The organism is Nannocystis exedens, from assembly GCF_002343915.1.
GTDB classification, from domain to species: Bacteria; Myxococcota_A; Polyangia; order Nannocystales; family Nannocystaceae; genus Nannocystis; species Nannocystis exedens.
In genome coordinates this window covers 10,008,333-10,022,539 of sequence record NZ_NETK01000001.1, presented here as the reverse complement: position 1 = coordinate 10,022,539, position 14,207 = coordinate 10,008,333, and the positions used below count along the sequence as shown (strand labels likewise).

The following is a 14,207-nucleotide window of genomic DNA, read 5'->3' as shown; positions in this document are numbered from 1 at the left end:
CGACCGCGCGTATTCCTTCGCGCGCAGCCATGAGGATTCCGCCAGCGCGGGCCCGCACGACACCTCCAATCGGCATTTTTGGCGAGACGTGCTCGCGTGGCGCGGGTCGGTCTCGCCGAAGGTGATCCCCCGGGCCATGGTTTTCTGGCTTTATGGTTCATTGATTGGACTCGTCCACGAGACCTTCGGGTGGGATCAGCCCGGCGCGGTGCCGGCGCAATACACAGGGGGTGCTCCTCGTGCTGTTCCTCGTGCTGCGCACGAACGCGGGCTACGAGCGCTGGTGGGAGGCGCGAAAGCTCTGGGGCGGGATCGTGAACCAGTCGCGCTCGCGCGGCTCGGCTACGGGCCGGACGACCCGGGCTGGCGGGCGTCGTTCGTCCGCTGGTCGGCGGCGTTCTGCCACGCGGCCCGGTACAGCCCCGCGCGGCGAGCGGCGGCTGCCGGCGCTCGCGCGGCTGCTCGGCGAGGAGGAGAGCGGACACGTGCGGACGGCGCGGCACATGCCGACCGCGGTCGCCCTGCGCCTGGCGGCGCACCTCCGCGAGGCGGTCGACCGCGGCGCGCTCGACCGGGTCGCGTTCCTGGCGGTCGACCGCGAGCGGGCGCAGCTCATCGACCCCGTGGGCGGCTGCGAGCGGATCTTGAAGACGCCGCTGCCGCCGATCCACGCGATCAAGCTGCGACGCCTCATCGTGCTCTACCTGGTCTGGCTGCCGCCGGCGGCCGAGCCGTGGTGGCGGCCGGGGCTGGTGACGGCGCGGGTGGCGTTCTCGGCGCCACCTGCCGCTCGACGACATCTGCGCGACGCTCGAGGGCAATTTGCTGGCGCTGCCGGCCGACAGAAACGAGCCGCGCGCGGGAGCATCCCGGCGCGATGGCTCGGGAGCAGCCGGGTGAGGGCTTCGCCTCGCGCTTCGACCCTCACTGCGGCGCTTCGGCGCGCCGGTGTCCGCCGAGCTTGAGCTTCATCCCCGCCTGTCCCGGGTCCTGCGCCGGCGGCGGCTCGCTCGCGGGCGTCGTCGTCTCCTCGCTCGCGCTCGCCGACGCCTCCGCGTCCTCGCTGCTCGGCGGCGCCGCCTCTTCGCTCGCCCGCGGCGCCGCGATCCCGAGCCCGCGGTCGACCTCGGCCAGGCGTTCTTCGCGGGCCGCCTTCTCTTCCATCAGGATCAGGTTGATCCAGCGCTCGTCGGCGAACGACACCGTCCCGTCGGTCGCGACCGTGTACTCGACGCGCGGCGAGATCGGGCGGACGAACGAGTTGGGCGCGCGCGGCATCTGGATGTCGCGGAGCACCACCGACAGGCACTCCTGCACCTTCTGCGGCAGCGAGTTGGGCTCGATGCGGCTGACCAGCGTGTTGCCGTCGCGGTCGACCAGGTTGAGGCCTTCGACCGGGTACGTGCCGGCGCCGACGCGGCGCTCGAGGCAGCCCTTGCCGCGGATCGCGGCGATCGCCTGTTGCCGCCGCAGCTCGGCCTTGGCCTCGGGCGACTTGTCCTCGGAGCCGTCGCCGAGGCTCACCCAGTAGATCACGTCGAGGTACTGCACCACCCCGCTGCGGTTCTTGATCCACTTGCGGCTCTGGATCGCCTCCATGATGCACGGCTCGATCTCGGGGTCCTTGAAGCCCGTGTCGAGCACCTCCGTGCGCAGCACCTCGCCGTCGGGCGACAGGCGGGTGCGGATCTTGACCTGGCCCTCGGGCACGTCGACGTACGCCTCTTCGCCGTCGCGCTTGCCCCGCTTCATCGTCTCGATCGCCCGGTTGACGAAGCACGCCGCGGCGGGCGGCCGGAGGGCCTGGGCGATCTCGTTGAGCCGCTGCAGGTCGAACAGGTTCTCGGCGCGCTTCGACGGCAGGATGATCACGCCCTCGCTGCTGCTGCGGACCGCCTTTTGGATGTAGCGCGTACCCTGTCCGAACGTGTTATGGCCGGTCGGCGGCGCGTTCTTGCGGGCCGCGCAAGCCGGGGCCAAGAGCGCGAGGCACGACGCCAGCGCGGCCACCGGCGCGAAATGCGCCGCACGCCCACGCGGTTTGCTTCCGGGTTCCCTCTCGGAGCGCATCGCCCCGGGGTGTAGCACGCCGCGGCCCTTCCCGCGGCGGCCGAAGTTGGCTATGGGAACGGGGCAGCACCATGGCCGAAACGTCTTCGCTCCAGCACACACCGCTTCACGACGCTCACGTCGCCCGTGGGGCCAAGATGGTCGACTTCGGGGGCTGGCACATGCCTCTGCAGTACGAGGGCATCTTGGCCGAGCACCGCGCCGTGCGCACCGCGGTCGGGATCTTCGACGTCTCTCACATGGGCGAGGTCGACTTCACCGGCCCGGGCGCTCTGGCCGCCATCCAGCGCCTGATCACCAACGACGCCGCCAAGCTGACCGACGGCAAGGCCATGTACACCGCCGTCTGTTACCCCGACGGCGGCATCGTCGACGACTGCATCGTCTACCGCCACGGCCCCGAGTGGTTCCGGATCGTCGTCAACGCCGCCAACATCGCCAAGGACTTCGCCCACTTCCAGGAGCACGCGGGCAGCCTGTGCGCGATCGACAATCACTCCGACGACGTCGCGCTGATCGCCGTCCAGGGCCCGCAGGCCCGCGGCCTGGTCGCGCGCCTCGCCGGCGGTGACGCGCTCTTGCAGGTGCCCTCCTTCGGCTTCGCCGCGGCCACCGTCGCCGGCGCCCCGATCGTCGCCGCGCGCACCGGCTACACCGGCGAGGACGGCTTCGAGCTGTTCGTCGAACCGGCTCGCGCCGTCGCGGTGTGGGACGCCCTGCTGGCCGGCGGCGCCGCCCCGATCGGCCTCGGCGCGCGCGACACCCTGCGGCTCGAGGCCAAGCTGTGCCTCTACGGCAACGACATCGACGCCACCACCAACCCGCTCGAGGCCGGGCTCGGGTGGGTCGTCAAGCTCGACAAGCGGGCCCGCGGCGACGACTTCGTCGGCGGCGAGGCGCTGGCGCAGATCAAGGCCCGCGGCAACACCCGCTCGCTCGTCGGCTTCCGCGTCACCGAGGGCAAGAACATCGCCCGCCCCGGCGCCGACATCGTCGACGCCGGCGGCGCCGTGATCGGCAAGGTCACCAGCGGCGGCCCGGCGCCCACGGTCGGCGGCGCGGTCGGCATCGCCTACGTCCCGGTCGCCTTGTCGGCCCCCGGCACCGCCCTCACGATCTCGCAGCGCGGCAAGACCTTCGCCGCCGAGGTCGTCAAGGGCCCGTTCTATCGCCGCCCCGAGCCGTCCGCCTGAGCCTGCCTGCTGTCCTTCGGTACCTGTCCTGAAGCACCTGTCCCCGACACCTGCCCGAAAGTTCACCATGAGCAAGATCCCGAGCAACCTCCGCTACACCAAAGCGCACGAGTGGGCCCGCCTCGAGGACGACGGCACCGTCGTCGTCGGCATCACCGACCACGCGGTCAACACCCTCGGTGACATCACCCTCGTCACCCTGCCGACCGTCGGCACCCGGCTGACCGCCGACCAGGAGTTCGGGACGATCGACTCGGTCAAGGCCGTGAGCGAGCTGTACGCCCCGATCGACGGCGAGGTGATCGCGGTCAACACCGAGCTCGACGCCTCGCCCGAGGACGTCAACACCGACTGCTACGGCGACGGCTGGATGCTCCGGATCCGCCCGACCGACTCGGCCGCGATCGAGCGGTTGCTGACCGCCGCGCAGTACGAGGCGCACCTCAAGGAAGAGTAGCCGCCGTGGCCGCCTGGCTCGCGCTCGTCGCGGCGCTCGGCCTCGCGCCGCCCGCGACCTCGACGCCCGGCCCGCAGGGCCCGGCCCCCGCGAGCCCGTCGGCCGCGACCGGCTCCGCCGCGACGACCAGCCGTCCCGAAGGCCCGAGGCCGGCCCCCGCGAGCCCGGCCGTCCCCGCCGCGCGCCCGCCCGAGGAGGTCGAGGCCGAGGGCAACGAGCGCGCCGAGCCGCCGGGCGGGGTGCCGAAGATCCCGTCGCCGCGCTCCCTCCGGACCTATGGGACAGGTACCATCAAACCTGTCTCCGAGGACACCCTCGGCTCGCTCGGCCTGACGCGCCAGCGCGACGGCACCATGATGTACGTCGACGCCGGCAAGCGGTTCACCGCGGTGTTCAACGCCGACGGCACCGTGCGCTTCGGCGACCGCTGGAACCGCGACCAGCACGGCAACAAGCTGAAGGGCTCGCGGGCCGCGATGCGCCAGATCAACATGACCGGCCTCGGCATTTCAGGCCCGTCGGAGTGGCTGGTCAAGCTGCAGGACCTGCTCGGCGGCCCCGAGACGGACGCCGCCGCCAAGCGCGAGTTCCTCGACCGCACGCGCGAGCTCCGGACGCAGATGGCGATCGAGTGGACCCTGCGGGTCCTGACCTACCGCCTCGGCACCCTCGAGCGCGAGCTGTTCGAGCTGTGGAGCGGAGCCGGCGACGCGGCGAAGAAGCGCGAGCTGATCTTCCAGCGCTGGGACGAGTGCGACGAGGCTTACCGCGTCGAGTTCGCCGGCGAGGTCCCCGAAGAGGCCATGTCGGAGATCGATCGCACCCGCGCCGACGTCGCCGAGCAGGCGCGCCGGATCATCGAGACCTTCGTGCGCCGCCAGTTGCCGCGGTCCGGCCCGAACGCCTTCAGCAAGCGCGAGCTCGCCGACATGAACGGTCGCCGCACCAGCCGGCAAGAGTTCCGCCCCTACGACATCCAAGCGACCCAGAGGACCGCCCCGTGACCCCGATCCGCCCCGAACTTCAGCCGCAGCTGGCCCGCTACCGCGACGACTACCCGATCCTCGCCCACTCGACCTACATGAACAGCAACAGCATGGGCGCCATGCCGCGGCAGGCCGCCGAGATGCTGCAGAAGTACGCCGACGACTGGGCCAGCGAGGGCGTCGAGGTGTGGCCGCACTGGCTCGACGTCATGCGCGACACCGCCGACAGCGCCGCGCGGTTCCTCAAGGCGCCGCCGGGGCAGACGATCCTCAACCAGAACGTCGCCTACTTCCAGGCCGCGATCGCGTCGTGCATCGACTACGGCGGCGGCAAGAACCGCGTCGTCGTCGAGTCGCTGCAGTTCCCCAACGTCCTCTACGTGTGGGAGCGCTTCGGCGACCTCGGGGCCGAGCTCGTGCAGGTGCCCTCCGACGACGGCATGACGATCCCGCTCGAGCGCATGCTCGAGGCGATCGACGAGCGGACCGCGATCGTCCCGCTGTCGCACGGCATCTACGTCTCGGGCGCGCTGCAGGACATCACCGCGATCACGCGCCGGGCCCACGAGGTCGGCGCGCTCGTCATGGTCGACGTCTATCAGACCGCCGGCGCCGTCCCGATCGACGTCGCCGAGTGGGGCGCCGACATCGTCGTCGGCGGCAGCCACAAGTGGCTGTGCGGCGGCCCGGGCACCGCGTACATGTGGATGAAGCCCGAGCTGCGCGAGCGCCTGCGGCCGCGGCTGACCGGCTGGATGGGCCACCAGGACCCGTTCGCCTTCGAGCCGCCGCCGATCCGCTACGCCAGCGACCACCGCCACTTCCTCGCCGGCACCCCCTCGATCCCCGCCTATTACGTCGCCCTCGCCGCGTACAAGAACCTGCACGAGATCGGCGTCGAGACGATCCGGGCCCACAACCTCGCCCTGTGCCAGCGCATCATCGACCGGGCGCAGGAGGCCGGCCTCGTCGTCCACTCGCCGCTCGACCACGAGCGCCGCACCGGCTTCGTCGCCGTCGACTTCGAGGGCAGCGAAAACGCCAGCAAGCAGCTGATCGAGGAGCGCTACAAGCTCGACTGGCGGCCCAACTGCGGCCTCCGGCTCGGCCCGCACTTCTACAACACCGAGGCCGAGGTCGAGCGCCTGATGGACCGCGTGATCGCGCTCGCCGGCCGCAGCTAGGCGCCATGCACCCCGACTACGCCCGGATCTACGCCACCATCCAGCGGATCCCCCGCGGCCGCGTCGCCACCTACGGCCAGATCGCGGAGCTCGCCGGCCTGCCCGGCCGCGCCCGCCAGATCGGATACGCCCTCCACGCCTTGCCGGACGGCAGCCCGGTGCCGTGGCAGCGGGTCCTCAACGCTCGCGGCGAGATCAGCCTCCCCGGCGCCTCCGGAGCCCGCCAGCGCGCCCTCCTGCTCGCCGAGGGCGTCGAGTTCGGCGACGGCGGCCGCATCGACCTGGCCGAGTATCAGTGGCGCCCGCGCGCCCCCCGGCGCCGCTGACCTGTCCCTCGCGCCAGGTCACCGGCCGGCGCACTTCGGACATGTCCCCAAAGACAGGTCTATCGACACCGCTCGCCCGCGGCGTCCCTGCCGCAAATTCTCGGCGCCAACGGACATACCCTCCATTGCGGTTCGCCGCGAACGCCCGGTCGCAAAGGTCGCCACGATCGATGTCCGCGCACAGCCGGCCACGTCCCGCATCATGGCCCCGACGCGTCGAGACCACGACCCGGCTCGAGACTGCCTGCCTGAACATGTCCTTCAAGACATGTCCTCACAGGCATTTCCACCGCCGGGCCAGCGCGCGCCGCTGCCCCCGGCGCACGACGCGCGGTCCGCTTCCGCCCCGCGCCGGCGGTCGCCGCGTGCGCTAGGATGCTTCGGTCCGCCGATGCCGTCCGCGCTCCTCGCCGCAGTGCTCGCGTTCCAGGTGCCCCAGCCCCCGTCCGCGGGCGCGATCGAGTGGCAGGCTCCGGCCGGCTGCCCCGATCGCCGGGCGCTGGCCGACGCGATCGTCGGGCGCCTGGGCCGCGAGCCCACCGCCGACGAGCTCTCGCTGGTCGGCCGGGTCCAGCGAGAGGGCCCCTCGCAGTACCACCTGAACCTGCGGCTCACCGTCGACGGCCACGCCGAGACCCGGAGCCTCAGCGCCCGCCGCTGCGCCGCCCTGGTCGACGCCGCTGCCCTCCTGACCGCCCTCGCGCTCGACCGAGCGGCCGCCGAGCGCAGCGCCGCGGCCGGCCCGGTCGCGCCCGAGGCCGAGCCCACGCCGGTCGAGCCCCAGCCGCCCGCGCCCGAGCCCGCCAGCGAGCCGGGCCTCGCGCCTGCCACGCCCGCCGCACCCGCCGCCGACGCCGTCTTCGACCCCGACGCGCCGCTCCCGGCGCCGCTCCCGGAGCCTCCGCCCGAGCCCGCCGCCGTCACCCTCCCCGGGCCTCTGGCTCCAGCACCGCCCCCGCGCAAGCGGGGTCCCGGCGCGCTGCTCCGCCTGTCCGCCGGCCTCGAGGTCGGCGCCGTCCCGGCTCCGACCGCCGGGCTCGAGCTCGCCGCCGGCGTGCTCTGGCGCCGCGCTCGCCTCGAGTTCCACGCCGTCCACCTCGTCCCGCAGACCGAGGCCCGCCCGCCCAACGAGGTCCGCGTCTACCTGCTCGGCGGCGGCGCCCGCGGCTGCGCGCGCCTGTTTCGCGGCCGCTTCGAGTTCCCGCTGTGCGGCGGCGCCGAGCTCGGCGGCTTGCGCGGCGAGGGCCGCGGTCCGGGCGCGCGCGCGGCCACCGGCCTGTGGGCGGCCGTGTTCGCCTCGGCCGGCGCCACCTGGCGGTTCCACCGCCTGCTCGGCCTCAGCCTGGCCGCCCAGGGCCTCGTCCGCCTGGCCTCGCCGAGCTTCGACCTCCAGGACGAGCCCGAGCCGGTCAACCTGTTCGCCAGCGCGCCGGCGAGCCTGCGCCTGCTCCTCGGCCTCGAATTGCGCCTCGGAGACCCGCGGTGACGGAATCCCTGTCGGCCGGGGACAGCCCCCACGGCCCCATGCTGCTCGCCACCGACCGGGAAGCGCGCTTTCGCGCCATCTACGACCGCGAGTTCCACTTCGTGTGGTCGGCCGCCAAGTACTTCGGGATCCCCGCGGCCGCCCGCGACGACGTGGTCCAGGACGTCTTCCTCACCGCCTACCGCCGCTTCGACCAGGTCCACTACCAGGTGTCCGAGCGCGCCTGGCTGTACGGCGTCACCCGCCGCGTCGCCTCGCACTGGCACCGCGGCGTCGCCCGCCGGACCCGCCGGATCGCCGCTCTCGGCGAGCTCACCGGTCACGTCGGCGAGGCCCCGCACGAGCGCCACGACGCCGCCCGCCTGCTCGAGCGCCTGCTCGCCGGCCTGCCACGCGGCACCCGCGAGGTGTGGGAGCTGACCGAGCTGCTCGGCTTGAGCGGCCCCGAGATCGCCGCCGAGCTCGAGCTCCCGCTCAACACCGTCTACTCGCGGCTCCGCCTCGCCCGCGCCCGCCTGCTCGAGCTGGCGGCCAGCCCCGAGCTGCTGGCCGCCGAGGTCGCCGCCGACCGCCGCCGCGCCGCGCCGCCGGCCGACGCCGCCTCGCGGACCTGGGCGCTGATGGTCCCGCTGTTCGGCCACGGCAAGCTGGCCGCCGTCGTCGCCGCCTGGACCACCGCCCGCGCCGGCGTCATGACCACCCTGATCGTCGCCGGCGCCACCGCCGTCGTCGCCGTCGCCCCGCGCCAGGCCCCCGGCCGCGCCGCCCCCGTCGCCGCCCCCGCCGAGGACATGTCCGGGCGGGCAGCCACGCCGCGCCCCGCCGCGCCCGCCGACCTGGCCCGAACGCCGGCAACCCTCGCCGACCTGTCCTCGGGTACAGCCGAGACCGCCCCTCCCGATCCGGTCACCCGCCCGGCCTACGATCAACTCCTGTCCCGGGAGACATCCCCCCGCGCGCCCGACCGCGACGACCTCGCCCTCGAGGTCGGCCTCCTCGATCGCGCCCGCGCCCGCCTCGACGCCCGCGACCCCGCCGGCGCCGCCCAGCTCCTCGACGCCCACGCGCGCCAGTTCCCGCGCGGCGCCCTCGTCGACGCCCGCGAGGCCGCCGCGGTCGAGCTGCTGTGCCTGCAAGGCCGCCCCGCCGACGCCGCCGCCGCCGCCCGCCGCCTCGCCGCCCACCTGCCCGACTCCGTCCTCGCCCGCCGCTTCGAGCGCTTCGTCTGTCCCGACGACCCGCCGGCGGAGCAGTAAGACGCCTCGTGGAACATGTCCCCGGCGACATGCCTGTTTCGGCATGCCCGAAGAGACATGTTCATCATGACATGTCCATTCCTCCAGACGGTTCACGGCCGGCGGGGGCACCCGCAACGAGCAGCGAGTGGGACCCCCGGCGGCGCGTAAATCGGCGAGGTCGCCGTGACGGAAACCCGCGCCGACGGGGACAAGCCGGTCCGGAGGTATCTGCATTGTCCCACGCCGCTCACCATGCCCCTCTCGCCTTCCTCGTCCACCTCGCCTGCATCCCCTCGATCGTCGTCGGAGACGCTCCCCAGGACGGCAGCACGACCCCCGCTCCGGACCTTACTACCAGCGGCGCGACCGGCGGTGACGCGCCCACGACCACCACCGGCGAGCCGGTCCCGGGTGTGTGCGGGGACGGCGTCATCAACCTCGACGAGGTCTGCGACGACGGCAACGACGAGCCCAACGACGGCTGCGACGAAGCGTGTACTCGCACGGGCCGTGTCGTCTGGACCTTCGAGCCGGCCGGCAGCTTCGCCATCGCAGACATCGCCTTCGCCCCCAACGGCCTGCTCCTCATCGTCGGCTTCGACGACGAGCCCCGCCTGCTCGCGCTGTCCCCCGACGGCGAGGAACTGTGGCGCAAGCCTGTCCCCGGGGCCGGCGAGCTCGCCGTCGACCCGGCCGGACGGATCTTCATCGGCAGTGGCGAGTTCATCCACGCCTTCAGCCCCGACCTCAAAGTGCTGTGGAGCGTCGACCCGGAGGAAGAGATTGAAATTGGCCTGGTTGTGGGCCTCGACGTCCGCGGCGACGGCGTCTACGCCGGCTCGCTCGAGAGCGCCGATCAACGCCTCGTCGTCCGCCGCCACGACATCGCTACCGGCGCGGTCGTGTGGGAGACCCGCACGCCCCAGGGTTCCACGATCCTCGCCGAAGACATGGCCGTGGTCGGCGACCGGGCCTTCGTCGTCGGCCGGCTCAAGCACGCCGACCTCGTCGAACGGTCCATGCTCGCCATATTCGACCGCGAGAGCGGCGCGTTGCTCTCACTGGAGCTCGACGACCCCGTGCTCCGCTCATGGGTCTCGGCGGCCGCGATCGGTGACGGCGACCTGGTGATCGCCGGCGCGGGCCTCGACGCCGACGTCGCGCTCCGCCGCTTCGATCCCGCGCTCGAAGAGCGCTGGACCATCCTCACGGTCGACGACCTCGCCACCACCCCCGCGCACATGGCCGTCGGGCCGAACGAGCACATCGCCGTGGTCGGCCGGTTCTGGCCCGAAGAACGCCCGGCCCACGTGCATCTCTACGACGGCGCCGGCGCGCCCCTGTGGCTGTCGAAGTTCGAGCACGCGCAAGACGAGCGGGGCAACGCGGTCGCCGCCGCGTTCGGCGCGGACTTCCTCGCCGTCGCCGGCAACGTCCACAGCGGCCCCGACCACGCTCCCCTCATGCGGGCCTGGATCCGTCGGTTCGCCATCGACGAATGACCCTGGGACATGACCGCCAAGACATGTCCTGAAAAACATGTCTCGTCAGGACGAGCTCGCCACCGACGCCCGCGGCCGCGCCGCGTGGTTCAACGGCCCCGGCCGGCCGCGGCGCCGCGCTCGCCGCCGTTCGCGCTCTTTGCGCTCGCCCCCGTCCGATCGCCCGCTCCGCGGCAGACTCCCCGCCTCGCGTCCGGGGGAGCGAGCAGCCGCTTGCCGCGTGGTGAGGTCCCCCGCCATGCCTCGAGCATGACGGCACCGACGAACCCGGAGCGTGACCGCGAGGTCGACGCGTTCCTGCACCTCCTCGGACGCGCGCTGGTGGAAGGCGACGCCCTCACGGTCGCTACGCTGTACGAGACGCCGGCGTTCTTGCTGGCGGACGCCGGGGCGCAGGCCGTCGCCCGGCGCGAGGAGATCGAGCGCTTCTTCGCCGGCGCGCGGGCGCAGTACCTCGAGCGCGGGGTGACGATGACGCGGCCGGAGGTCGAGTCGCGCGAGTGAGTCGGCGACCGGGTCGTCCTCGTCCGCGTGTACTGGCCCTACGTCGACCGCGAGGGCCGCGAGGTCGGCCACGAGCGCTCGACCTACGCCCTCCGCCGCGACGACTCCGGCGCCCTGCGGATCCGCGCCGTCCTCGCCCACCACGACTGACCCGCGAGCAGCCGGCCGCGATCGCCCGCCCCTGCGGGACCTGTCCTTCCAGACATACCCCGCGAGACATGTCCTATCCGACATGCCCCGCCGGACACCCGCTCACACCGCGTCGCTGACGCTGGCGAAGTGGAACTCCTTCGCCACCAGCGGCGGCACCACCGCGACCATCCCGTCGCCGGCCGTGCGCTCGGGCTTGCCGATCGCCACCAGGTGCTTCAGCAGCGCCGCCGGGCTCTCGTTGTAGCGCATGTTCTTCACCGGCCGCGCGATCTTCCCCTGCTCGATGAGGAACGTGCCGTCGCGGGTCAGCCCGGTCGCCAGGATCTGCCGCGGGTCGAGCATGCGGTTGTAGAAGAAGCGGGTCACCAGCACCCCGCGCTCGACCCCGCGGACCAGCTCGAGCAGGTCCTTGCCCTCGGCCGGGTCCGCGGGCCCGAGGAAGATCGAGCGCGGGGCCGGCAGCGCCGGCTTGCCCTGCTTGCGGGCCCAGAACCGGCTGTAGGCCAGCGCCTTCAGCATCCCGCGGTCGATCCACGTCGTCGTCGGCAGCGGCAGCCCGTCGCCCGCGAACGGGATCGACGGCCAGCGCGGATCGGTCGGGTCGGAGCGCAGCGTCACGCGGGGGTCGAACAGCGCCTCGCCGATCGCGTTGCCGCCGGGGCGGCTGAAGAAGCTGCGGCCCTCGTCGGCCGCGCGGGCCTGCAGCGCCGACACCAGGAACCCGAGCAAATCGGCCACCGCCTGCGCCTCGAGCACCACCGTGTACGCCCCCGGCGCCAGCGTCTCGGCCCCCTGGCTCGACATCGCCGCCTTGTCGGCCGCCCGCCGCGCCAGCGCCGACGCGTCGAGGTCGGCCAGCCGGTGCGACGACCCGCCGGCCCAGCCGCTGCCCTTGCCGTCGGGCGTGCGCATCGTCGTCGTCAGCGACGCCTCGGTCCCCGCGTGGAGCGCGAACAGACCTGTCCGATTGGCCAGGACCGTCACCCCGTCCTCGTGCTCGACGATCCCCGACGCCACCAGCTTGGCCTCGCGCGCCACCTTCAGCACCCGCGCCACCACCTCGGTGCGCCCCTCCGGCCCGACCTCGGCCGTCTTCGCGTCGCGGGCCGCGACCTTCGCGTACTGCTGCGGCCCCAGCGGCGGCTCGTGCTCCGGGTCCTTCGGCGCCAGCTTGGCCAGCGCCTCCGCCTCGCGCACCAGCGCCTGCAGCGACGCCGCGTCGCCGCCGGTGCCGGACACCGTCGCCACCTGCCCGTCCTTTGCCGCCGTCACCGACACCTCGAAGCGGCTCGCCTCGCCGGACGTCGTCGGCGCCCCCGCGGCGAACCGCAGGTACGCCGTGCGGCGGGCCGTCACCCGCAGGCTCACGTCCTCGAAGCTCGCGGCCGACAGCGCCGCCTTGACCAGCGCTCGCGCCTCGGCCGGGCTCAGCGGAGACGGCGCGCTCACTTGTCACCCCCGGTGTTGAGGATGTTGACGACGAAGCGCGCCGGCGGGCACCCGTGGCTGACCGCGTTGCTCTGCGACGGCTCGCCCTTGCCGTCGCTCATGCTGCCGCCGAGGCGGTACGTGTCTGTCCCTCCGAGCATGTCACACGAGCTCCAGAATTCGACCGTGTTGGCCTGATACGCGACGTCCCGCAGCGGCCGCGTCAACCGTCCGTGCTTGATCTCCCAGAAGAACTGGCCCGAGAACTGGAAGTTGTAGCGCTGCTGGTCGATCGACCAGCTCCCGCGGCCGGTGATCAGCACCCCGTCGTCGGTCGCCGAGATCAGGTCCTCCGTCGTGTAGCCCTCGGTGCCCGGCTGCAGGCTCACGTTCGGCATGCGCTGGAACGGCACGCTCGCGTAGCTGTCGGCGTAGCTGCAGCCGCGGCTCGCCTGCTCGCCGGCCGCGCCCGCCAGGTCGCGCGTCGTCTGCCAGCCGACGAACGTCCCCTTCTTCACCAGGTCCCAGCGCTGCGACGCCACCGCCTCGTCGTCCCACGCCGTCGTCGCCAGCCCGCCGGGCTGCGTGCGGTCGGCCGCGAGGTTGACGATGTCGCTGCCGATCTTGAACTTGCCCGCCTTGTCCGGGGTCAGAAAGCTCGTGCCGGCGTAGTTCGCCTCGTAGCCGAGCGCCCGGTCGAGCTCCGTCGAGTGGCCGATGCTCTCGTGGATCGTCAGCCACAGGTTCGACGGCGCCAGGATCGCGTGCTTTTTGCCCGGCTCGACCGGGGCCGCGTGCAGCTTCTGCAGCGCCTCCTCCGCGATCTTCGGCGCGCTGCCGACCAGGTCGGCCGCCGTCACGTGCTCCCAGCCGGCCAGCATCGGCGCCACCTCGTGGTCGCGGCCCGCGAAGCGACCGCGCCGGCGATCGATCGCCGTCGCGGTCAGCCCCGGGATCACGCGGAAGTAGATCTGGTGCACCCGCGAGCCCTCGCTCGTCATCACCAGCTTCTCCTCGCGCACGCACGCCACGCTCGCGTCGACGTGCGCCACCCCGGGCACCGCCAGCGCCGCCCGGGCCGCCGCCAGCAGCAGCTCCGCCTTCTCGGCCGGCGCGATCGAGAACGGGTCGACCTGGAACGGCGACACCCAGCCGCCCTGCAGCACCGGCGCCGGCGCCAGCGTCACCGGTTGCGGCATCAGCAGCGCGCTCTGGCGGGCCATCGCCACCGCCGCCCTGGCGATCCCCTCGACCGCCTTCGCGCTGCGCTCCGCCGTCGCCGCGAAGCCCCAGCCGCCGTCCGCGATCACCCGCAGACCGACCCCGTAGTCCTCGCTGCGACCGATCCCGCTCACGTGGTCGTCGCGCACGCTGACTCGCTCGCGGCGCATCAGCACCAGGCGCGCGTCGGCGTAGCTCGCCCCGGCCTTCGTCGCCGCCGCGAGCGCCGTGCGCAGCAGCGACTCGTCGGCCAGCAGGCGACTCGCGGCCAGCAGGGCCATGCCCGCGTCTGCGCTCGCGGGCGCCGACTTGGGCGCCGGGATCCGGCTCGGCGGCGGCCCGGCCCACGCCGCGCGCGAGCCGTGGAGCAGCGCCTCGGCCCCACAGATTCCCGTGAGCGCGAGGAAGGAGCGGCGAGAGCTCGACATCGGCGCGATGATACCCATCCCGCCCGCGGCG

Annotated in this window: 14 protein-coding genes; 11 read left to right on the top strand and 3 right to left on the bottom strand. The window is 73.3% G+C overall.

The features are described 5' to 3' along the window. Positions 1-239 precede the first annotated feature (239 nt). Positions 240-965: a bestrophin family protein gene (locus NAEX_RS39035; protein WP_211302550.1), complete on the top strand. Its 726-nt coding sequence runs from the start codon at positions 240-242 to the stop codon at positions 963-965. Here NAEX_RS39035 and NAEX_RS39030 read toward each other — a convergent pair. Then, positions 925-2,010, bottom strand: a complete 1,086-nt coding sequence (locus tag NAEX_RS39030) for a hypothetical protein (RefSeq protein ID WP_096332548.1) — start codon at positions 2,008-2,010, stop codon at positions 925-927. The genes NAEX_RS39035 and NAEX_RS39030 overlap by 41 nt on opposite strands. Before the next feature lie 131 nt (positions 2,011-2,141). Between NAEX_RS39030 and gcvT the strand changes: the two genes are divergently transcribed. The 10 genes from gcvT to NAEX_RS54080 all read left to right on the top strand — a co-directional run bounded on the left by gcvT (position 2,142) and on the right by NAEX_RS54080 (position 11,096). Continuing rightward, entirely contained in the window at positions 2,142-3,263 is a 1,122-nt protein-coding gene (gene gcvT / locus NAEX_RS39025) for a glycine cleavage system aminomethyltransferase GcvT (protein WP_096332547.1), read from the top strand. 67 nt (positions 3,264-3,330) lie between these two features. Next, complete coding sequence (gene gcvH / locus NAEX_RS39020) at positions 3,331-3,720, top strand: glycine cleavage system protein GcvH (RefSeq protein ID WP_096332546.1); 390 nt, start codon at positions 3,331-3,333, stop codon at positions 3,718-3,720. Between the two features lie 5 nt (positions 3,721-3,725). Beyond that, positions 3,726-4,724, top strand: a complete 999-nt coding sequence (locus tag NAEX_RS39015; protein ID WP_096332545.1) for a hypothetical protein — start codon at positions 3,726-3,728, stop codon at positions 4,722-4,724. Next, positions 4,721-5,890 carry an aminotransferase class V-fold PLP-dependent enzyme gene (locus tag NAEX_RS39010; protein WP_096332544.1) on the top strand — a complete coding sequence of 390 codons (1,170 nt, stop codon included), beginning with the start codon at positions 4,721-4,723 and terminating at the stop codon, positions 5,888-5,890. The genes NAEX_RS39015 and NAEX_RS39010 overlap by 4 nt, the downstream gene beginning before the upstream one ends. Positions 5,891-5,895: 5 nt before the next feature. Further along, positions 5,896-6,216 carry an MGMT family protein gene (locus NAEX_RS39005; RefSeq protein WP_096332543.1) on the top strand — a complete coding sequence of 107 codons (321 nt, stop codon included), beginning with the start codon at positions 5,896-5,898 and terminating at the stop codon, positions 6,214-6,216. 391 nt (positions 6,217-6,607) lie between these two features. Beyond that, positions 6,608-7,702, top strand: a complete 1,095-nt coding sequence (locus NAEX_RS39000) for a hypothetical protein (protein ID WP_096332542.1) — start codon at positions 6,608-6,610, stop codon at positions 7,700-7,702. Continuing rightward, on the top strand, positions 7,699-8,958 hold the full coding sequence (locus NAEX_RS54085) for an RNA polymerase sigma factor (protein WP_100793274.1): 1,260 nt from the start codon (positions 7,699-7,701) through the stop codon (positions 8,956-8,958). Before NAEX_RS39000 ends, NAEX_RS54085 begins: the two co-directional genes overlap by 4 nt. Before the next feature lie 215 nt (positions 8,959-9,173). Further along, positions 9,174-10,442, top strand: a complete 1,269-nt coding sequence (locus tag NAEX_RS38990; protein ID WP_177325994.1) for an outer membrane protein assembly factor BamB family protein — start codon at positions 9,174-9,176, stop codon at positions 10,440-10,442. Positions 10,443-10,691: 249 nt separating this feature from the next. Next, positions 10,692-10,946 (top strand): hypothetical protein, encoded by a 255-nt coding sequence (locus tag NAEX_RS38985; protein ID WP_096332539.1) that lies wholly within the window; start codon positions 10,692-10,694, stop codon positions 10,944-10,946. A gap of 27 nt (positions 10,947-10,973) precedes the next feature. After that, on the top strand, positions 10,974-11,096 hold the full coding sequence (locus NAEX_RS54080; protein ID WP_256254092.1) for a hypothetical protein: 123 nt from the start codon (positions 10,974-10,976) through the stop codon (positions 11,094-11,096). 102 nt (positions 11,097-11,198) lie between these two features. On the opposite strand, the gene NAEX_RS38980 is transcribed toward NAEX_RS54080, so the two are convergent. Both NAEX_RS38980 and NAEX_RS38975 read right to left on the bottom strand, forming a co-directional pair. Next, positions 11,199-12,548, bottom strand: a complete 1,350-nt coding sequence (locus NAEX_RS38980; protein WP_096332538.1) for a TldD/PmbA family protein — start codon at positions 12,546-12,548, stop codon at positions 11,199-11,201. Then, positions 12,545-14,176, bottom strand: coding sequence for a TldD/PmbA family protein (locus NAEX_RS38975; RefSeq protein WP_096333872.1), 1,632 nt, complete (start codon positions 14,174-14,176; stop codon positions 12,545-12,547). Before NAEX_RS38975 ends, NAEX_RS38980 begins: the two co-directional genes overlap by 4 nt. Positions 14,177-14,207 lie beyond the last annotated feature (31 nt).

What these genes read in the sequence shown, in the direction of transcription:
- gcvT (WP_096332547.1), top strand. Translation starts at nt 2,142, where the DNA reads ATGGCCGAAACGTCTTCGCTCCAGCACACACCGCTTCACGACGCTCAC.
- gcvH (WP_096332546.1), top strand. Translation starts at nt 3,331, where the DNA reads ATGAGCAAGATCCCGAGCAACCTCCGCTACACCAAAGCGCACGAGTGG.
- NAEX_RS39005 (WP_096332543.1), top strand. Translation starts at nt 5,896, where the DNA reads ATGCACCCCGACTACGCCCGGATCTACGCCACCATCCAGCGGATCCCC.
- NAEX_RS39000 (WP_096332542.1), top strand. Translation starts at nt 6,608, where the DNA reads ATGCCGTCCGCGCTCCTCGCCGCAGTGCTCGCGTTCCAGGTGCCCCAG.
- NAEX_RS38985 (WP_096332539.1), top strand. Translation starts at nt 10,692, where the DNA reads ATGACGGCACCGACGAACCCGGAGCGTGACCGCGAGGTCGACGCGTTC.
- NAEX_RS38975 (WP_096333872.1), bottom strand. Translation starts at nt 14,176, where the DNA reads ATGTCGAGCTCTCGCCGCTCCTTCCTCGCGCTCACGGGAATCTGTGGG.